This is a genomic window from Endozoicomonas sp. ISHI1 (assembly GCF_024606225.1).
Lineage (GTDB): Bacteria > Pseudomonadota > Gammaproteobacteria > Pseudomonadales > Endozoicomonadaceae > Endozoicomonas_A.
Genome location: NZ_JAGRPU010000003.1, coordinates 66,004 through 86,143, shown reverse-complemented (window position 1 = coordinate 86,143; position 20,140 = coordinate 66,004). Strand labels below are relative to the sequence as shown.

Annotated in this window: 16 protein-coding genes; 11 read left to right on the top strand and 5 right to left on the bottom strand. The window is 49.1% G+C overall.

Annotated elements, in window-relative coordinates:
• The first annotated feature begins 283 nt into the window (after positions 1-283).
• Together secA and aroA are read left to right on the top strand one after the other, a co-directional pair.
• The gene (secA, locus tag KBW69_RS03565; protein WP_257279937.1) at positions 284-3,013 is read left to right on the top strand and encodes a preprotein translocase subunit SecA; all 2,730 of its coding nucleotides are present in this window, start codon (positions 284-286) and stop codon (positions 3,011-3,013) included.
• A 136-nt stretch (positions 3,014-3,149) separates the two neighbouring features.
• On the top strand, positions 3,150-4,427 hold the full coding sequence (gene aroA, locus KBW69_RS03560) for a 3-phosphoshikimate 1-carboxyvinyltransferase (RefSeq protein WP_257279936.1): 1,278 nt from the start codon (positions 3,150-3,152) through the stop codon (positions 4,425-4,427).
• Positions 4,428-4,503: 76 nt separating this feature from the next.
• Here the strand turns inward: aroA and KBW69_RS03555 are convergent, their stop codons facing one another.
• The gene (locus KBW69_RS03555; RefSeq protein WP_257279935.1) at positions 4,504-4,776 is read right to left on the bottom strand and encodes a hypothetical protein; all 273 of its coding nucleotides are present in this window, start codon (positions 4,774-4,776) and stop codon (positions 4,504-4,506) included.
• A gap of 116 nt (positions 4,777-4,892) precedes the next feature.
• Here KBW69_RS03555 and KBW69_RS03550 point away from each other — a divergent pair, with 116 nt between their 5' ends.
• The 5 genes from KBW69_RS03550 (at position 4,893) to KBW69_RS03530 (ending at position 9,625) form a co-directional block, all read left to right on the top strand.
• On the top strand, positions 4,893-5,477 hold the full coding sequence (locus tag KBW69_RS03550) for a hypothetical protein (protein ID WP_257279934.1): 585 nt from the start codon (positions 4,893-4,895) through the stop codon (positions 5,475-5,477).
• The gene (locus KBW69_RS03545; protein WP_257279933.1) at positions 5,437-5,877 is read left to right on the top strand and encodes a transposase; all 441 of its coding nucleotides are present in this window, start codon (positions 5,437-5,439) and stop codon (positions 5,875-5,877) included. The genes KBW69_RS03550 and KBW69_RS03545 overlap by 41 nt, the downstream gene beginning before the upstream one ends.
• Positions 5,878-6,091: 214 nt before the next feature.
• Positions 6,092-7,309, top strand: a complete 1,218-nt coding sequence (gene argJ, locus KBW69_RS03540) for a bifunctional glutamate N-acetyltransferase/amino-acid acetyltransferase ArgJ (protein WP_257279932.1) — start codon at positions 6,092-6,094, stop codon at positions 7,307-7,309.
• A 37-nt stretch (positions 7,310-7,346) separates the two neighbouring features.
• Positions 7,347-8,327, top strand: a complete 981-nt coding sequence (locus KBW69_RS03535; protein ID WP_257279931.1) for a Nudix family hydrolase — start codon at positions 7,347-7,349, stop codon at positions 8,325-8,327.
• A 50-nt stretch (positions 8,328-8,377) separates the two neighbouring features.
• Positions 8,378-9,625 carry a hypothetical protein gene (locus KBW69_RS03530; protein WP_257279930.1) on the top strand — a complete coding sequence of 416 codons (1,248 nt, stop codon included), beginning with the start codon at positions 8,378-8,380 and terminating at the stop codon, positions 9,623-9,625.
• Here the strand turns inward: KBW69_RS03530 and yacG are convergent.
• Both yacG and KBW69_RS03520 read right to left on the bottom strand, forming a co-directional pair.
• A complete protein-coding gene (yacG, locus tag KBW69_RS03525; protein ID WP_257280036.1) occupies positions 9,614-9,811 on the bottom strand; it encodes a DNA gyrase inhibitor YacG in 198 nt (65 codons plus the stop codon). The genes KBW69_RS03530 and yacG overlap by 12 nt on opposite strands.
• Before the next feature lie 50 nt (positions 9,812-9,861).
• On the bottom strand, positions 9,862-10,782 hold the full coding sequence (locus KBW69_RS03520) for an outer membrane protein assembly factor BamD (protein WP_257279929.1): 921 nt from the start codon (positions 10,780-10,782) through the stop codon (positions 9,862-9,864).
• Positions 10,783-11,134: 352 nt separating this feature from the next.
• Between KBW69_RS03520 and rluD the strand changes: the two genes are divergently transcribed.
• Positions 11,135-12,091 carry a 23S rRNA pseudouridine(1911/1915/1917) synthase RluD gene (gene rluD / locus KBW69_RS03515; RefSeq protein ID WP_257255409.1) on the top strand — a complete coding sequence of 319 codons (957 nt, stop codon included), beginning with the start codon at positions 11,135-11,137 and terminating at the stop codon, positions 12,089-12,091.
• A 66-nt stretch (positions 12,092-12,157) separates the two neighbouring features.
• Complete coding sequence (gene pgeF / locus KBW69_RS03510) at positions 12,158-12,898, top strand: peptidoglycan editing factor PgeF (RefSeq protein ID WP_257255408.1); 741 nt, start codon at positions 12,158-12,160, stop codon at positions 12,896-12,898.
• A 42-nt stretch (positions 12,899-12,940) separates the two neighbouring features.
• Here pgeF and KBW69_RS03505 read toward each other — a convergent pair whose 3' ends face one another.
• The gene (locus KBW69_RS03505; protein ID WP_257279928.1) at positions 12,941-14,581 is read right to left on the bottom strand and encodes an alkaline phosphatase; all 1,641 of its coding nucleotides are present in this window, start codon (positions 14,579-14,581) and stop codon (positions 12,941-12,943) included.
• Positions 14,582-14,792: 211 nt separating this feature from the next.
• Between KBW69_RS03505 and KBW69_RS03500 the strand changes: the two genes are divergently transcribed.
• The gene (locus tag KBW69_RS03500; protein WP_257279927.1) at positions 14,793-16,586 is read left to right on the top strand and encodes an MOSC domain-containing protein; all 1,794 of its coding nucleotides are present in this window, start codon (positions 14,793-14,795) and stop codon (positions 16,584-16,586) included.
• 40 nt (positions 16,587-16,626) lie between these two features.
• Here KBW69_RS03500 and KBW69_RS03495 read toward each other — a convergent pair whose 3' ends face one another.
• The gene (locus KBW69_RS03495; RefSeq protein WP_257254665.1) at positions 16,627-17,373 is read right to left on the bottom strand and encodes a hypothetical protein; all 747 of its coding nucleotides are present in this window, start codon (positions 17,371-17,373) and stop codon (positions 16,627-16,629) included.
• 172 nt (positions 17,374-17,545) lie between these two features.
• On the opposite strand from KBW69_RS03495, the gene clpB reads away from it, so the two are divergent.
• Entirely contained in the window at positions 17,546-20,116 is a 2,571-nt protein-coding gene (gene clpB, locus KBW69_RS03490) for an ATP-dependent chaperone ClpB (protein ID WP_257279926.1), read from the top strand.
• Positions 20,117-20,140: the final 24 nt, after the last annotated feature.

The following is a 20,140-nucleotide window of genomic DNA, read 5'->3' as shown; positions in this document are numbered from 1 at the left end:
CTTTTCTGTCCTTATATCCTTGCTGGTTGGTTTAAAGTGCGGATTTTCCGCTTTTTAATTCGACTCGTTAGAAGTGTCTGGCGTTGATGTCAGTCAATAAATATCCATCTTGAGCTTAACGTTTATGGTTTATTAAGCATTCAGGGGCAGATTTATAGCTAATATGGATGAGACTTTTGTGTGATTGTCATAAAATATTTGGCTGTTCTTTAGCTTGTCCGCCCACCCGGGATTGTCGGCAAGAGAGGCAGCCCCGGAATCAGAGTGAGACTGTAACCAATCTATGTTAGCTTCGTTAGTCAAAAAAATTATCGGTAGCCGGAATGATCGCCAGCTGAAACGCATGGGCAAACTGGTCAAGCAGATCAATGCCATAGAAGATCAACTGTCTGGTCTCAACGATGAAGAGCTCCGGGGCAAGACCCGGTTGCTCAAGGATCGCTATCAACAGGGCGAAAATCTGGACGCTTTGCTGCCGGAGGCCTTTGCTGTTGTCAGGGAGGGCAGCAAGCGCAGCATGGGTATGAGGCACTTCGATGTCCAGCTGATCGGTGGCATTACTCTTCACGAAGGTCGCATTGCCGAGATGAGAACCGGTGAAGGTAAGACATTGATGGCGACATTGCCTGTCTACTTGAATGCTATTACAGGTAAGGGTGTTCATGTTGTTACCGTCAACGATTATCTGGCTCGTCGTGATGCCCAGTGGATGAGTACTCTCTATGAGTTTCTTGGCCTGACAGTTGGTGTAGTCTTTCCTCAGCAGTCTCCTGAAGAGAAAAGAGCAGCCTATCAAGCTGATATTACCTATGGTACCAACAACGAGTTTGGCTTTGATTATCTTCGAGACAATATGGCATTTCGCAAGGAAGATAAGTTTCAGCGTGAATTGCACTATGCCGTTGTCGACGAAGTGGATTCGATCCTGATTGATGAAGCCCGAACGCCACTCATTATTTCCGGTCCAGCGGAAGATTCTTCTGAACTCTACAAGCAGATGAACAAGCTGGCTCCTCAGCTTAAAAAGCAGGAAGAAGAGCTTGAAGAAGATAAAGAGCCAACCGGTCATTACCTGTTGGACGAAAAGACTCGTCAGGTTGAACTGACTGAGGTCGGTCATCTGTTTATTGAAGAGCAATTGCAGAAACTGGGATTACTGCCTGAAGGTGAGAGTCTCTATTCTGCTCATAATCTGAATATGCTTCATCATGTGAATGCGGCACTGAAGGCACATGTACTGTTCATGCGCAATGTTGAGTACATCGTAGCCGACGGCGAAGTGCTGCTGGTAGACGAGCATACGGGGCGAACCATGCCGGGCCGTCGTCTCTCTGAAGGTCTGCATCAGGCACTTGAGGCCAAGGAAGGGCTTAATATACAGGCTGAAAGTCAGACACTGGCCTCCACGACATTCCAGAACTACTTCCGACTTTATGAAAAGCTTTCTGGTATGACCGGTACAGCGGATACAGAAGCGTTTGAGCTTCGCCAGATTTATGGACTGGACGTTATTGTTATTCCGACCCATAAACCTATGGTGCGTGAGGATGGTAACGATCTGGTTTATCTGACCATCGAAGAAAAGTACGAGGCAATCATTGCAGATATCAAGGAAACCGTTGAACGGGGGCGTCCAGTTCTGGTGGGGACTGCATCCATTGACGCTTCCGAACTGTTATCCAATGCCTTGAACAAGGCCAGGATTCCTCACAATGTTCTTAACGCCAAATTCCACGAGAAAGAAGCCGAGATCATAGCCCAGGCGGGTCGACCAGGTGCGATTACTATTGCTACCAATATGGCGGGTCGTGGTACTGACATTATTCTGGGCGGCAGCTGGGAAGCCGAGCTCTCTGCGGTTGAAAATTTGAGTCAGGAACAGGAAGATCAGATCAAGGCCGAATGGCACAAGCGCCATAAGGTAGTACTGGAAGCCGGTGGTCTGCATATAATCGGTACTGAGCGTCATGAATCCCGTCGAATCGATAATCAGCTGCGTGGTCGATCCGGTCGTCAGGGTGACCCGGGTTCTTCCCGCTTTTACCTGTCTCTAGAAGATAACCTGATGCGTATCTTTGCCTCTGAACGGGTGAAGAGCTTCATGAAAGCACTGGGTATGGAGAAAGGTGAAGCCATTGAGCACCGAATGGTGACCAATGCGATTGAAAAAGCCCAGCGCAAGGTTGAGGGTCGTAACTTCGATATTCGAAAGCAGTTGCTGGAATACGATGACGTCGCCAATGACCAGCGAAGAGTGGTCTATAAGCAGCGTGATGAGCTTCTGAATTCTGAAAATGTGCAGTCGAGCATCGACAGCATGAGAGCCGAAGTGGTCAGCGATGTCATTTCCCAGCATATTGCACCCGAGAGTCTTGAAGAGCAATGGGATGTAAAAGGTCTTGAGCAGATGCTCGGGGCCGAACTGGCTATGCAGTTGCCGATCCAGAAGTGGCTGGATGAAGACGACAAGTTGGAAGAAGAAGGCCTGAGAGAGAAAATTCTGGCTGAGGTAGTCTCCAGCTACAAGCGGAAAGAAGAGCTGGCGGGAGACGAGTCCCTGAGGAACTTCGAGAAGCATATCCTGTTGCGAGTACTGGATGACAAGTGGAAAGAGCATCTTGCGACCATGGATCATCTGCGTCAGGGGATTCACCTGAGAGGCTATGCCCAGAAGAACCCCAAGCAGGAATACAAGCGAGAGGCTTTTGAATTGTTCCAGTCCATGTTGGAAGATATCAAAACGGACACCATTCGTATCCTCTCTCATGTCCAGGTTCAGCAGGATGATAAAACTGAGGAATTGGAAGAACAGCGTCGCCAGGAGCTGATTCGTCGTATGCAGTTCCAGCATGACCAGGCTCAGGGCATGGCAGAGAACTCCGTGGAAGAGCATGAGTCGCCAAAAGGTTTGACTGAACCTTTCGTTCGTGAAAGCCGTAAAGTTGGCCGAAATGAACCATGTCCCTGCGGTTCTGGCAAGAAGTACAAACAGTGTCACGGTAAGATTGTCTGATACTGACTGCTTCCATAAAAGAAAACAGGCCGCTTTACGGCCTGTTTTCTTTTATGGACTGCTTAACACCGGCTGATTTATGGATGTATTGCGGTATAATCGTTGCCTCCTATCATTCGGCCAGTTAAGAAGTCCAATGGAGCAACTCGTTTTAAAGCCCATCTCCCGCGTGCAAGGGGAGGTGTCTATTCCTGGCTCAAAAAGCCTGTCCAATCGTATTTTACTGCTTGCCGCGCTGGCAGAAGGTACAACGACCATCAGCAATCTTCTGGATAGCGATGATGTTCGCTATATGCTCAGAGCTCTGAAAGCGCTGGGTGTTCAGTATCAACTGTCAGACAGCAATACTGTTTGTAAAATCACTGGAGTAGCTGGTCCGTTGGGCTCTGGTCAACGTCTGACTCTGTTTTTGGGGAATGCGGGTACTGCCATGAGGCCATTGGCGGCGGCTTTGTCTCTGGGGGAAGGTGAATACACTCTGACGGGTGAGCCCAGAATGTATGAGCGACCCATCGGCGATCTGACTTACTGTCTTGAACAGGCTGGTGCAAACATTGAGTACCTGGGTAAGGAAAACTTCCCGCCTCTGAAAATTTCAGGCTCGGGTCTTAAGGGGGGAGACGTCAGCATCAGGGGCGATATCTCCAGTCAGTTCCTGACTGCCATGCTGATGGCAGCCCCATTAGCATCAGGCAAAACGATCATTAACATTGATGGTGAACTGGTTTCCAAACCCTACATCGACATCACCCTTTCGGTTATGAGTCGCTTTGGTGTGAATGTTCTGAATAATGAATACCAGAGCTTTGTCGTGGAAGGGGGGCAGACCTACCGTTCCCCGGGCGAAATTATGGTGGAAGGAGATGCTTCCTCGGCCTCTTATTTTCTGGCTGCGGCCGCTATCGGAGGCAAACTAAGGGTTCATGGTACCGGTGATGCCAGTGTTCAGGGCGATGCCCGTTTTGCTGAAGTGCTTGAGCAAATGGGCGCTAAAGTTACGTGGAGTGACAACTGGATTGAAGTAGAGAAAAGTGAACTCAAGGGTGTGGATGTTGATCTGAACCATATCCCGGATGCGGCCATGACCATTGCGACTACCGCTCTTTTCGCCAGTGGGCAGACGGCTATTCGAAATATCTACAACTGGCGGGTTAAAGAGACTGACCGGCTATCAGCGATGGCGACTGAGCTTCGTAAAGTCGGAGCCGAAGTGGAAGAAGGTGAAGATTACATTGTGATTAATCCTCCAGAAATGGTTAAGTCTGCAGTCATAGATACCTACGACGATCACAGAATGGCCATGTGTTTTTCCCTGGCGGCATTCGGTGGTAGCCCAATTACCATCAATGATCCTGGTTGTACTTCAAAGACCTTTCCGAACTATTTCCAGATATTTAAAGAAATTGTTGAGTAATTAATAACAAAGTGCGAACAGTCAAATAAAATTGCAACAATCACAAAATCAATTACGCTAGACACAAGATAAATCATTAAAAGATGAATTTATCTTGTGGGTTTCGGCTACAAAGCTCGCCAAGATTGAAGGCGTAACCAGCCAAACTATAAGGCGCAAGATCGAAAGCGGTCACTACGAAAAAGTGAAGCAAACCAGTGGTGGTTACTTCCGCATATTCATTAACCAGTAAAGGAAGATATGCTATGCAAGAGTCAGTTCTGGAAAGCAAAAATCCAGCATTGACACGCAAAAGCGTATCCTGCTCCAAAAGTGAGTCATTCGGCACCCAAGAGCTTATCGGTTTCATTACCTCATTCTGCAATAGCCACTACGGGAAGCGATCTGCTAAAAGACGCAAAGATAGTCGCGTCAAAAAAGATCAGATTTTACCCAGAGAATGAGCAAGCCTATCACGATGCCCTGATGCTCTATCGGAGGTCGTACAACCTTGCTGTTGAGCGTTTCCGTAACGATGACTATAAAGATGCCAGCGGAAAATTCATCAATATGCGACCCGCCATTAAAGCTCAAGTGGAGCAGGAGCAAAAAGAAAGTGGCAGGGCTTATAACTCGATTGTTTCTGATAATGGAGCACTGGCGGCAGCGACTACATTCAAAGCGGTCTGCAAGCACAACAAGAAGCTCAGGGGAGCTAAAGAGGGCTTTGCAGAAATCAGTTTCAAAAGCCGCAAAGGTAGCAGGCACTCATTCTCTATTGACCGTTTGCCAAAGGGATTAAATCCCTGCGTACAGGCTCTTGGCAAGATTCACCTGGCAGAAGATGTACCAGCCGAAGCGATGGGTAAATCTTGTGTCGTAACCTACGACAAAGGTCGCTGGTTCATTCAGGTTCAACAACATATTGAGCTAAATCCCGAAATCCAAGGGAAGGTTAGATGCGTTGGAGTTGACCCCGGAGTTCGCACCTTTGCCACTTGCTACAGCGAAAAAGAGGCGTTGATAGCGGGTGGCAAGAGATCGGATTATTCATTTCAACAGGGAAATTGACCGTCTGAAATGCAAAAAGGATGACATTGTTCTTGATCTGCATAACCGGCTGGCGTTCGAGCTGGTGTCGAACTACGACGTTGTATTTTTGCCAACCTTTGAGACAAGAGGTATGGTCACACGCAAAGATAAGAAGGTTCGCACCATTCGCCGTAACACCTGCCGCCAGATGCTTGACCTCAATCACTACCCATTCAAAATTCGGCTTAAGTGGTACGCAAAAAAGTATGGAAAGCATGTGGTTGATTGCAACGAAGCCTATACATCCAAGACTCGATCATGGAACGGAACCATTGACGAAAAATTAGGTTCTTCCAAAATGATTAAGGGTGAGGGTTTCACCGTTGACCGTGACATCAACGGTGCCAGAAATGTCTTTCTTAAGTGTTTGACAAGGTAGCTTGAACCTTATCCATAACAGCGAGTGTTGCGCTCGTTGCGGATTTAATCAAGAGTTAGCTATAACTGTACTTCGCATCGGGCCATTTGAGTATGTGCTCTCTGGCCTGATTCTTTGAATTCGTTATCGAGGTTGTTCAGTCTGGCAGACGGTGTCGGCTTGCAGAAATAACGGATGCATTGAATTGGAATGAAAAAGAGGAGATGGACAAACCATGGCAGTAGGATCAGGAAGCTGGCCGAAAATGCATCCAGTGAAAGGCTTTCGTCTTGGAACGGCAGAGGCGGGTATCAAGAAGCAGGATCGTAAGGATCTTGTGATTATGAACTGGGATAAGGGTGCTTCTGTTGCCGGTGTTTTCACACTGAACCGTTTTTGTGCTGCACCAGTCCAACTGGCCAAACGTCGCATTCATTGTTCGCCTGAATATTTTGTTATTAATACCGGTAATGCCAATGCGGGTACCGGTGAGCAGGGAATGACGGATGCCTTTGAGGTCTGTCGTGTATTGGCTGAACACGCCAGAGTGCAAGAAAATCAGGTGTTGCCTTTTTCAACCGGTGTGATTGGCGAGCTTCTGCCCGTTGACAAAATTGTTTCTGGCCTGCCCGCTGCTTTCACGGATTTGAGTGAAAATGGCTGGCAGTCGGCAGGAGAAGGCATCCTGACGACTGATACTCGCCCTAAAGGTGCCAGTCAGCAGTTTGAAGTCGATGGCAAAATGTACACGGTAACGGGAATCAGTAAAGGGTCGGGTATGATCAAGCCGAATATGGCTACCATGCTGGCTTTTATGGCCACAGATGTCTCTGTAGAACAGACTGTTTTGCAAAAGCTCCTGTCTGATGCTGTAAATCTGTCGTTCAATAGAATATCGGTAGACGGTGATACTTCCACCAATGATTGTTGCATGTTGGTAGCCACGGGCAAGGCCGGCAATGAGTCGTTAACGCAGCCTCAAGGACATTTATATCAGGCTCTGAGGCAGGCGGTTGAAGAGGTGGCTATTACTCTGGCACAGGCTATTGTCAGAGATGGTGAAGGTGCTACCAAGTTTCTAACCATTCAGGTTGAACAGGCGAGCAGTGTCGCTGATGCTCTTGAGGTCGCTTACAGCATTGCGCACTCTCCTTTGGTTAAGACTGCTTTATTTGCCTGTGACCCGAATTGGGGCAGAATTCTTGCTGCTGTGGGAAGAGCTGAAATCAATGAACTGAAGATTGATAAAGTTTCAATCTGGCTAAACGACGTTTGCATTGTGGAAGGTGGGGGTGCTGCCCGATCCTATACCGAAGCTGAAGGTGAGCGTGTAATGAATCAGGAAGAGATTCTGATCCGTGTTCAGCTGGGAGCCGGTAATATCACAGAAACGCTCTGGACGACGGACCTTTCCCATGAGTATGTTCGAATCAATGCTGAATATCGAACCTAAGTACCTAACCAGTTGTTTAATGACAAGGTAATAGGTTATGTCTTCAGAAAATCAGACGAATGCCAGGAAGCTGGTGCATGTTGCGGTGGCTGTTATCCGCGGGGAAGATGGAAGAGTTCTCGTAGCGCGGCGACCAAATGATAAACACATGGGGGGCTACTGGGAGTTTCCGGGTGGCAAGGTGGAAGAGGGAGAGTTCGTTACGGCTGCCTTGAATCGTGAGCTTAAGGAAGAACTGGATATCGAAGCAGCTGTGTTCCAGAAATTGATTTCGATTCGGCATGATTATCCGGACAAGTCCGTCTATCTCGATACCTGGTGGGCGGATGATATCAAAGGGCTGCCTTGCGGCAATGAGGGGCAGGAGATTCGTTGGGTTGATCTGAAAGAGTTACCCGGGCTGGACTTTCCCCCGGCTAATGATTCTATTGTCACTGCGGCGCTATTACCGAACCGTTATATGATCACCGGAAACTTTGATGCGGCTGCTGAACTTCTGGAAAAAGTGAGTTATCAGATTGAGCAGGGAATGGAGCTGATCCAGTTTCGGGCTCCGTGGCTGGATAAAGCAACCTATCAGCATTTAGCCAGAGAGCTGCATCATCTCTGTCGGCAAACCGGAGCCAAGCTACTGCTTAAAGGCGGGGCTGAGCTACTGGCCAATGCCTGGTGTGATGGTATTCATCTTACCTCGAAACAGCTGCTGCAAGAGGGTGTTGATTGGCGTAATCGCTGCCGATCTGGTCAGTGGCTGGCAGCTTCCTGTCATAATCAGGAGCAAATTGACCGGGCCGCATCATTGGGTGTCGATTTTGTAACACTCTCTCCGGTCAGGCTCACAAACACGCATCCAGGCTGTGAGACATTAGGTGAGAAGAAAGCTGATGAGCTGACTGATCGCTGTCCACTACCCGTTTTCTGGTTGGGAGGAATGGAGCTTGCTGATCAAGAGAAGTTAATAGACCGGGGTGTTCAGGGAATCGCGGCTATTGGTGCTTTCTGGTCCCAAATTCATTGAGACCCTATACTAGTCTTAATTAAAATGAATAACTTTTTGCAGGGAAGCAAATGTCTCATCCTAGTATCGGGCCCGGTGGCAACAGATCAACATCAGGGCTACCCGCTGATTCAACCTACCAATCCCCGTCACCTTCTGGCCAGGACACGCTGGGAAGAACGATAGGTTCACGGGAAGATCCATCTGGCACTGAAGGGCTGCATCAAGAATCTTCAGCACAGGGTCAGCGCCCTATTCAGGATCGAGAGGTTGCCTATTACAAAGAGACTGGGCAGGTTGGTCGAAATATTCTTCCATCTATTAATGACAGACCCTTCAGCGAGTATTGGGAAGAGTTTCCCGGGCCAATTCGCCGGGGGGTTGTTGATCACCGGTTAATGCGTGTCAAAACCGAAGCAAGGGGAATAGATAAGGAATCAGATTCTCCGAAAACTAAGAAAAATCAAGGACTCTGGCATATCAAAACGTTTGGGTATGAATCGGGTGCTGAAAAATTCAAACGGCTGTTGCAAAAAGTAATCTACCTGATCACCGGAAAACCTTACAAAGCTCGTTTCTACGATAATCGAAAAGTGCTGGCTCAAAGAGAGTGCCTTGCTGCTGAAGCCTACAAGAAAGTTATGCATTATGGGCAGGAATACATGCATCGCTACAGTCTGGACGAAAAGCGTCAGGATCATTGTGTGGCATCCAAAGACCTTAAAGGCTTCTATCCTGGCGATACTTACTTTCATCAAACATTATTCCCTCCCATTTGCCAGTTTGCTGATGACCATAATCCGGTCACTAATCTTGTCATGAGGCGTTTTCTTCTGGGCGATCAGGATTATCTGAAACTTGATAATTACTTATTCAAGCACGCCGAAGGCGATGAGCTGATGAACGTTGAAAAGGGGGATGAGCTCATCACTGGCAAGTTAGTCAGCATTGATTTTGGTATGTCTTTTTATAATCAATTTTCCCTCCCGAAGAACTGCACTATGGATGAATTTACCCAGAAGCTTTTGCATCCATCAAGATTGCACAGAGTTCAGTATCGAGGAAAGAATACTCTGCTGACTATGGTTGAGCAGATGCCAGATGATCAGGTCAAAAGATCGATAGAGTCAGCATTGCAGAGAATTGCCGCGCTGTCAGATCAGCATTTGAGCGAGCTGGCTGAGCATATGCATCAACCAGAGCTTCGTGAGGCCATGTATGAAGTTCTGGAGTTTAAGCGCTCGCAGGCAAAAGCCCTCTTGAATCAGGGCTCCTGGCCCGAGGAGCTGGGTGCAGGCAGAGGTTTCTCAGTGCTTTAGATGGTCATCGATCTCGCCGGACATCAGATCATCAAAAGCAGGGTCTCCGGGAATCGAGCGCTCTTCATTTGCCCAGGCTCCCAGATCAATCAACTTGCATCGTCGGGAGCAGAAGGGTCGAAAGGTGTTTTCTTTCTTCCATTCCACTTCTTTGCCGCATTTTGGGCATTTCACAGTCGTTGGCATTGAATTAGTAAACCGCAAGGTCGTGCGGCTTCCTGCTGGAAGCCGGGATATTACTGTTCGTCTTCGGGAGGTTTGGGAGCGACAGGAGTCTGCGCTTTCTGCTTCTCAACACCTGAATCACCCAGCAGGCCGAATGACACGGTATAGAGCAGAGAGGGGTCGACATCACCGAAGGACTGATAGCCGATGAATTCCCCCTGGTCATTGAGCAGTTTCGAATTCGGGAAGTTCAGTTTCAAAACATCAAGGGCTTCATTCGCAGGCTCTGTCAGCCCCAGCCGTTGATAACCTTCCACTATGATACCCAATGCGGGCTCTACTGCCGGGGTCTTCTGCATATTTTCAACAACGTACTTGCCGCGATTCACTGCCGCTACGTAGGCTTTACGTTTCATGTAGTAATTGGCTGCATGAATTTCATAATCAGCCAGACGATTTCTCAGGGCTACCATCCGCTGACGGGCATCCGGTGCGTATTTGCTGTCCGGATAGCGTGTCAGTAATTCACGAAACTCGTTGAAGGATTGACGAGCCTGACCAGGGTCGCGCTTTGTGTTGTCCAGTGGCAGGTAACGTTCGATGAGGCCCATAGCAGCCGTATTAGAGGCCAGGCCTTTGATGTAATAGGCATAGTCTGCATTGGGGTGCTGTGGGTGCAGGCGAAGAAAACGGTCCGCTGCAGCTCTGGCGGCTTCAGGCTCTACATTCATGAAATAGGCATAGACCAAATCCAGCTGAGCCTGCTCCGCAAAAGAACCGAAGGGATAGCGTGACTCCAGTGCACGCAGATAGTCTATAGCCTTCGTATAACTCTGGTTATTCAGCGACTGGTTGGCCGTCTGGTAGAGCTCGGCCTCAGTCAGGGATTCCGGGATCGTTTTTTTCTCAGGGGTCGAGGAGCATCCTGCCAGAACCACCGCAGCAAGGAACAGACCTGTCAGGCGCGAGTATGTGGTTTTGAGTATTGTCATGGTGTTTACAGTTTCCTTACTCCGGCATGATTGTGAGGAGAGCTGGTGCTCCCCACGAACTTAACAGCAGGGAAGCAGGTTGATGATAAAGTTTTGAGCATAGTCCAGCCAGACCCAGTGATGTGATAAACTTCCCGCCTTTATCCAACCAATTTAAACACAGTCCGCCGTAAAACGAAAAGAAACCGGGTCTATTAATATCAATCTACTGCTTTCAGGAGGCTGAACATTTTTATTGACCTGTTTTATTGCAGCATTTGTCCTTCGGTGGCTGAGATTTTTTTGTTGATTGACACAGGGGTCTGACCGGGAATAGCGCTCGCCCAGGCCCCTCTAACCTGAGAAGTATTTGATGAGTGAGCAGATCAATCAGCAGGTCGTTGTGCCTGATGAACTGGGAAGCAAAAGACTGGACCAGATTGCGGTCAGCTGCTTTCCGGACTTTTCCAGAGCACGTCTTCAGGAGTGGATCAAAAACGGTGATTTGCGGGTGGATGGCCAGAAGAAAAAGCCTAAAGACAAGCTGATCGGTGGCGAGCAGCTAACACTCAGTGTTGAAGTCGATAATGAAGAACGCTGGGAACCTGAAAACATCCCACTGAATATTATTTATGAAGACGATGCCATTCTGGTCATCAATAAACCGGTGGGAACGGTGGTTCATCCGGCGGCAGGGAATTACTCAGGTACTTTGTTGAATGGCCTGTTATATCATTACCCCGAGATGGCCTCGGTGCCCAGGGCGGGCATCGTGCACCGACTGGATAAGGATACCTCGGGGCTGATGGTGGTGGCCAAAAACCTGGCAGCTCACACCGATCTGGTGGCTCAGCTTCAGGACCGAAGTGTCAGTCGTGAATACGAGGCGGTGGTTCAGGGCGTCATGACGGCTGGCGGAACGGTTAATGAACCGATTGCCCGTCACCCGACGCATCGTCTCCGGATGGCGGTGGTACCCAGCGGCAAACCCTCTGTGACTCATTACCGGGTTCTGGAGAAATTTAATGCTTATACCCATGTCCGCTGTAAACTGGAAACGGGGAGAACTCACCAGATCAGAGTACATATGAGCCATATTCGTTTCCCGTTGGTGGGGGATGATTTGTATGCTGGCCGCCTGAGAATTCCAAAGGGATGCTCTCCCGTTCTGGAAGAGATTCTCAGAGGCTTCAGGCATCAGGCTCTTCATGCCGGGAGACTGGGCCTTATGCATCCGGTGACAGATGATTATATGGAGTGGGAGGCACCTTTGCCGGATGACTTTTCTGCGCTACTGGATGTACTAAAAGAAGACGCTAAAGAGTCCTGAGCAGGATACCCTGTTTTTTTTCGGGGAACTCAGGTTCCCAAGGCATCGTAATAGAGAGAACCGAATATGTCTGAAGATCGTTACCTGCTTCCGGACTGGCCTGCGCCCGAAAGTGTGAGGGCTGCTGTAACACTGAGAACCGGGGGTTACAGTCGGGGCGCTTTCAGTAGTTTCAATCTGGGGCTGCGATCCGGTGATGATCCTGATGTGGTAGAAAAAAACAGGGCGTTGCTGGGTGAGAACCGTCAATGGCGGTATAGGCCTCAGTGGCTTAAACAGGTTCACGGTACTAAAGTGGTCATGGCCAGGCCGGATAACATTGAGAGAGAAGGTGATGCGGTTTGGACAGATAAGCAGGGGTTACCCTGTGCTGTCTTAACGGCGGATTGTCTCCCGGTTATTTTTTGCAATAGATCCGGCACCCATGTTGCTGTTTCTCATGCCGGTTGGAAAGGGCTTCAGGCAGGCGTCCTGGAAGCCACGGCTGAAGCTATGGGCGATGAACCCGACCAGTTAATGGTCTGGTTGGGTCCAGCCATCAGCCAGTCTCATTTTGAAGTGGGGCCTGAAGTTCGTGACGCTTTTCTGAATTCTGATCTGCAAATGGAGACGGCTTTTATTCCAGGCCAAGGTGACCGTTGGTATGGCGATCTCTATCAACTGGCAAGGTTTCGGTTGGATAAGCTGGGCGTGACACAAATCAGTGGCGGCAATTTCTGTACCTACAAGGAGGATGACCGCTGGTTCTCTTACCGGAGGGATGGCGTCCAGTCCGGACGTTTAGCCACATTGGTCTGGATTGAATAGATCGGAAGTGCTCTCAATGAGGGCACTTCCTGTGGCTCACTACTAGCTATAATAGCGCTGCCTCAGTCCTTCAAATAAATTGGCAAGATCAGGCGCTGGAGCGGGTGACTCGCCCGGGCTACTTTCCGACCAGGCTCTGTGAATGTGATTGGCACCATCATTCTGTTTATACACTCTCTTCAGATAGTGGTTGTAGTTTCTGCTGGCTACCGTGTCTACGTGGTACCAGTGAGCTTTCGTCCGACTGTGACTGATATCCAGCAACACATAGCCTTTTTCACTCTGGTTTGTCCACTTCAAGTTCGGCAGAGCACCGTCCAGGGCCAGTGAGGCCACTTTGGCAAGACCTGTCTTTTCAGAAAACCCGGATGTGACTGCGGGGGTCCCAAACTCTCCACCCAGTGCGCCAAAACCTGAAATCCGTCCGTAGTGAGGAAAGCGCGGTTCAGGCGCCAGATCAAAAGCCCATGAGCTGTGAGTGTCGCCGGTCAGAACCATCAAATTATTGATACCCTGATTTTGAATGTGATCAAACAGTCGCTGTCGGGATGCCTGATAACCATCCCATTGATCCATGAGGATAGGAAGATTCGAATTGATGGTGAGTTGTGACATCAAGACCTGCTGTCCAAGTGCCCGCCAGCGAATCCCTTCGTTCATGGATTGGCTTAAGCCATTATGCAGCCATTGCTCCTGATCCGTACCCAACAGGCTTCTTGACGGATCTTTAGCGGCTTTGGCAGACAATGGCAGAGCCTGCCGGTCTCTCCCCGTCAGTCGGGTGTCCAGCATAAAGAGATCAATCAGGTCACCAAATCGGAATCTCCGATAAATGGTTTTTTGTCCAAACTGGTCAACAATGCCACTCTCCCTGATGGGCATCCATTCAAAATAAGCCTGAATGGCATCGTTGCGGCGTGATTCCCAGATGCCCTCACCAAAGTTATGGTTTTGGGCTCCGCCTTTCCATGAATCATTAGCCGATTCATGGTCGTCCCAGACGCAGATGAAAGGGTGCTGACGGTGAACTTCTTGCAAATCCGGATCGGTTCGGTATTGGGCGTAACGCTGTCGGTAGTCCTGAAGTACTGTTATTTCTTTTGCAGGCAGCGGGCTACGACCAAGGTTATTGTTTGTTCCAAAGCCACCGGGACCGTATTCATAGATGTAGTCTCCAAGATGGAGTACGGCATCCAACTCGGATCTTCGGGCAATCTCCCGGTAGACGTTAAAGTAGCCCGCCGGATAATTAGAGCAGGAGCAGAACGCCAGTCTCAATCTGTTCAGGTGTCCTTCCGGTAAAGTCCTTGTTCTGGCCACCGGTGAAGGTTTTCCATTAGAAAAGAATCGGTAGTAATAGACAGTGCCTGATACCAGGCTCTCGGCATCAACTTTAACGGTGTAGTCAACATGAGGGCCGGTAACGCCCTCGCCGGACCGGACTATCTGGTTCATCTGCGGGTCAAGGGCCATTTCCCAGGAATAGGGAATAATGGCCTGTTGAAAACCAGGGTCGGCATCGGGAGTGATCCGGGTCCAGAGGATTACCCGATCGGTCAGGGGGTCGCCACTGGCTACACCGTGCTGAAAGGGTTGGTGGCTGCTCGCAAAGGTTTTGAGCAGCGGCAGTGTAGCAATCCCCAGGGCAGCTCCCTGAAAGAAACGTCTTCTTGTTATAGCCATATTCAATCCATGACAGGTGTTTTTTAAAATTGTCAGGGCAGAATAGAGAAGCAATGTGTCAGTATGAAGAAGGTTTGTTGACAAAACTTAAGAAAGAGCAAAAATCAAAGTTTCAGGAAAATAAATGGGTTGTAAATCAAAGCGATTGATCTTTTGTCGAACTTCAGTTGTGAATGATTCATGTTAACTGTTCAGGCTTCGGCTTAAAGGGATGACTAAGCAGGACTGGTATAAAAAAATGAAACTCACAGCGATCTGCATTGGAAAAACAAAGCGCCATAACATACGCGGTCACGGTGTTACAACGGCTTACCTGAAATTTGAGGTGCATGGCCCGGTAAGGGTTCATGCAAGTGGTATTGAGGGTAATGAGGTAGCTGTCCATAACGACCATATCTATGCTGTTTCAACGACTACTTATGCGTACTGGAAAGAACGTCTTGGCGGCAACGATGAAGATTGGCCAATGGGTCGGTTTGCAGAAAATCTCGTTATAGACGGGCTGGATGAGGTCGCTCTGGCAGTGGGAGATGTTTTGCGCATAGGCGATGAAGTAGTGCTATCCGTTTCCGGGCCTCGTATTCCATGCTTCAAAGTGTGCTGGCGGTTGGGGCAGCCGGATAGCTTTATTCCGGAGTTTGCAATCTCAGGTCATAGTGGCATTTACCTGAATGTAGTTAAAACAGGTACCATCGTCGCCGGGGATCAAGTACAGGTCGAAGCCAAATCAGAGCCACGTACTCTGGCGCTGAACATCTCTAAAGCACTTTTTGCGGGCACAGCCAGCTTGGATCAGATGCAGGCGATGTCAGAGCTTGAAGGCCTGAGTCCGATGTCTTCTTTCTTCTTAACATCAAAAATCGCAGCGGAGCGAGATCGGGCGCAGTTATCAAAAGGTCGCTGGTCAGGCTCTCGCGCACTGAGGGTTAAAGACATCCGTCAGGAGACGCCAGACACAAAATCAGTCTGGCTTGAAGCACCAGATGGAGAGGCACCCTTGGCAGGAGCACTGGCTGGCCAGTTCCTGACGGTGAAAGTACCGCTGGCTGAAGAAGAAATCACCCGAGTCTGGAGTCTTAGCGACTTTCAGGATGACCCTGACCACTACCGTATGACCATTAAGCGCTCTCCCGGCGGGCCCGGTAGTGCATATATGCATGGGACACTGGCGGTGGGAGACAACCTTCGCGTATCTTCCCCCATGGGTCAGTTTACCCTTGCACGCGGCAATCCAAAACCCGTGGTTTTGTTTGCTGGCGGGATTGGGTTGACCCCTCTTTTAGCCATGCTAAAAGCACACACGTCGGTAAAAAACTACCCACCTGTATATTTCTTTCACGCGGTTCAGGATGGCATTCATCAGGCGCACCGGGATGAATTGGATCAGCTAGGAGCACTCCCCAATGTCGAAGTTATTCATATTTTTTCCCGACCGACCAAAAATGACATTTCGTCCGGTCGTTTCGATTATCAGGGCCATCTTACGAAGGATATAATTGCTGAGAAGCTGGACGGGCTTTACATTATGGACGGTGATAAACGGATAGATATGCCACCCTATGAGTTGCTGTTCTTTCTCTGTGGACCACAGACTTTTCAAACTCATGTTCGTGAAGCGCTGCTGGCACTTAAAGCCAACGCCCATCAGATCTACACCGAAAGCTTTGGAACGGAACCGGGAGCACCGCCTCCGCCCGTAGTGGAAACCGCTGAGGTCACTTTCTTACCCGATGGGGTTGTTGCGAAATGGGATGCAGGTCCCAATCTTTCACTGCTGGAACTGGCTGAAGAATACGGCCTGACACCCCCTAACGCTTGCCGTATGGGTGTATGTCATTCATGCGCCTCCCGGCTGGTAGCAGGGGATACTTTCTACGATCGTGAGATCTCCATTGCACCCCCTGAAGGTGAGTTCCTGCTTTGCTGTGCACGACCCAAGACTGAGAAAGTCACAATTATCCTGGCAGGTGACACAAGCAAAAGTGTTGAACCAGGTAAAGGCTGATGGTATCCGGTCGGGACATTTTGGTGGTTTGTATTCAGCTTTAGAATTCTTGATGGTTTATATATTCTCCCGATTGATAGTCAACGGAGTATATCCTGAATTCATCTGAAGGGGCGGTGAAGGCAGCTTCCGGACAATAGGAGAAGCCTATCAGGGCACCATCCCGGTCAAATATTGCAACAGTGTTATCGAAGTACCAGACCTTCAGACTTTCGGGCAGTTGTTTGGGAGGGGCTGTATAGGCTGCTGTGCTAAGATTCAGAGGTCTTACCCGGTACATTTGCCATTTCCACTGAGCATCGTTCCAATCTCCGTTCATAGCAAGACACTTCCAGAGAGGCGTTGCCTTGATTGGGGTTGCTCGCCTGGAAACTTTGGCAATGTTTGTATTTTCCGGGCGCTGTTCCAAAGTGATGGTTACTATCTGGTTCTCTCTAATGGGTTCCTGTTTGTTTCTTTCTGATTGCCAGTAAGGTTGAGTGAAATATTCCCAGTAACTGAGGTCTTCCGGGCTGATGAAGATAGAGTAGTTGCCAAACCCACCGTTTTTTGCGCAGAGGGCTGTAGTCGTGATTTCTTTCTCTCCTGTCACAACGCCAAGACAAAAGCCTGTCGAAGACAGATCGTTGAAAATGACAACGAGACTGTCTTCCGGGTTGGCAGACGCTGCCATTGCCTCAAGAGAAAGGGTGATGATAAAGGCAAATATCAAAAAAAGTGTTGCAGATAACGGATCAGATGGGGTTGGTCGATGCTGTTGAGCGGGCGGGTTCCATAATTTTTTCATAGTATTGAAGGTTATCTCGGATCAAATCAAAACCCTTCAATCTAGCAGGCACCAAGATATTAGCCACTTCGGGAGGGCTGGGAAAGCCAAGTCTTGAAAAGATCGATTCTGCCGCAATATACATGACAGAAGCCGCCCTGTCGGCAATTAATAAAGCGCGGGAGAACTAGCTATGCGAGCAGACAGACTCACCAGTAAGCTGCAATCCGCATTGTCAGATGCTCAGTCACTGGCTCTGGGTAAAGATCACAATCAGATAGAACCTGTCCACCTGTTATTGGCGCTGCTGAATCAGCCGGGTGGTTCCATCAAGCCTCTTTTGAGTCAGGTGGGTTTTAATTTGCAGCAGCTGGTTGATGAGCTCGAGAAGCTAATGGATCAGGTACCAGTCATCAATAATCCAACCGGCGATATTCAACCGTCCCAGGAAACCATCCGTTTGCTTAACCTGGCCGATAAGCAGGCCCAGAAAAGCGGGGATCAGTTTATTTCCAGTGAAACCGTTCTTCTGGTGATGATGGAGGGGCACTCGTCCGTTTCCAGTGTGCTGAAAGGGCAAGGGGTAAGCCAGCAGGCTCTGGAAAATGCCATCAACAATCTCAGGGGAGGCGAAGCGGTCAATGATCCCAATGCGGAAGATAATCGCAATGCTCTGGCGACTTACACCATTGATCTTACTGAGCGGGCTGAAGCAGGCAAACTGGACCCTGTCATTGGACGGGACGACGAAATAAGACGCATTGTTCAGGTGTTGCAACGGCGTACCAAAAATAATCCGGTGATTATTGGTGAGCCCGGTATCGGCAAAACCGCCATTGTTGAAGGACTGGCTCAAAGAATTATTAATGGCGAAGTGCCTGACGGTATCAAGGGTAAAAGGCTTTTGTCGCTTGATATGGGCTCGTTGATTGCCGGGGCCAAATTCAGGGGCGAATTTGAGGAGCGTTTAAAGTCGGTACTTAATGAGCTGTCCAAACAGGAGGGACAGATCATCCTGTTCATTGATGAACTCCATACCATGGTAGGAGCCGGTAAAGCAGAAGGTGCTATGGACGCTGGTAATATGCTCAAGCCTGCTCTGGCCCGGGGAGAGCTACATTGTGTTGGTGCGACGACACTGGATGAATACCGGCAATATATTGAAAAAGATGCAGCGCTGGAGCGTCGTTTCCAGAAAGTACTGGTGGATGAGCCTACAGAAGAAGACACTATTGCTATTCTACGTGGTCTGAAAGAGCGTTATGAAGCTCATCATGGTGTTGACATTACCGACCCGGCCATTGTCGCTGCGGTAAAACTGTCCCAGCGCTATATTACTGACAGACAACTGCCTGATAAGGCCATTGATCTGATTGATGAGTCAGCCAGTCGTATCCGCATGGAGATGGATTCCAAGCCAGAAGAAATGGATCGTTTGGAACGTCGCTTGATTCAGTTGAAAATCGAACAGGAAGCGCTCAAAAAAGAAGACGATAAGGCATCCAGAGAGAGGCTTGCTCTGCTCGACAAAGAAGTGAGCCGTCTTGAAAGAGATTACTCAGACCTTGAAGACATCTGGAAGGCCGAAAAAGTCGTTCTGCAGGGATCTCAGAAGTTACGGGAAGAGCGTGAGCAACTGCTGATCGCTCTGGAGGTGGCGCAGCGTTCCGGTGACCTCGCCAAAATGTCAGAAATTCAGTATGGCCAGTTGCCTGAGCTCGAAAAGAAGCTGGCAGAAGCAGACGCTGCTGAGTCAGGTGGAGAAACCAAGCTGCTCCGCAATCGGGTCACGGATGAAGAGATTGCTGAAGTCGTATCCCGCTGGACCGGGATTCCTGTTGCCAAAATGCTCGAAGGTGAGCGTGAAAAACTCTTGAAGATGGAAGACGCACTTCATGGTCGTGTCATTGGTCAAGACGAAGCAGTAGTCGCTGTTTCTAACGCTGTTCGCCGTTCCAGAGCGGGTCTGGCCGATCCCAATAGACCCAATGGCTCCTTCATGTTTCTTGGGCCAACCGGTGTCGGTAAGACAGAGTTGTGCAAGGCGTTGGCGGAATTTCTGTTTGATACAGAAGACGCTATTGTTCGCATCGATATGTCCGAATTTATGGAAAAACACTCTGTTGCCCGTCTGCTGGGAGCACCTCCTGGCTATGTGGGTTATGAAGAGGGAGGGTATCTGACAGAGGCTGTGCGACGTAAACCCTATTCGTTGGTGTTGATGGATGAAGTAGAAAAGGCTCACCCTGATGTTTTCAATATTCTCTTGCAAGTATTGGAAGATGGTCGTTTAACCGACGGTCAGGGAAGAACGGTAGACTTTAAAAATACTGTTATTGTTATGACTTCCAACCTCGGCTCTGATGTCATTCAGACCATGCAGGGTGAAGATTTTGAAGCACTAAAATCAACGCTTATGGATGTAGTGGGAGCTCACTTCAGACCTGAATTTATCAACCGTGTTGATGAGCTGGTGGTCTTCCATCCGTTAACTGAGAAGCAGATAGAAGGTATTGCGGCTATTCAGTTGAGCCGACTGAACAAACGTCTTGCTGAAAACAGTCTGTCTCTGGAAGTCTCTGATCAAGTAATGAAGAAACTGGCTGAAGTGGGTTTCGATCCTGTCTACGGTGCCCGGCCATTGAAGCGGGCCATACAGCGCAGTATTGAGAATCCGTTGGCAGAATCCATACTGTCCGGTCAATACTCTCCCGGTGATGTCATCATGGCAACACTCACAGATGGTGAGATAACTTTCGAATAATCCTCTCTTACCGGAGCCGCTATC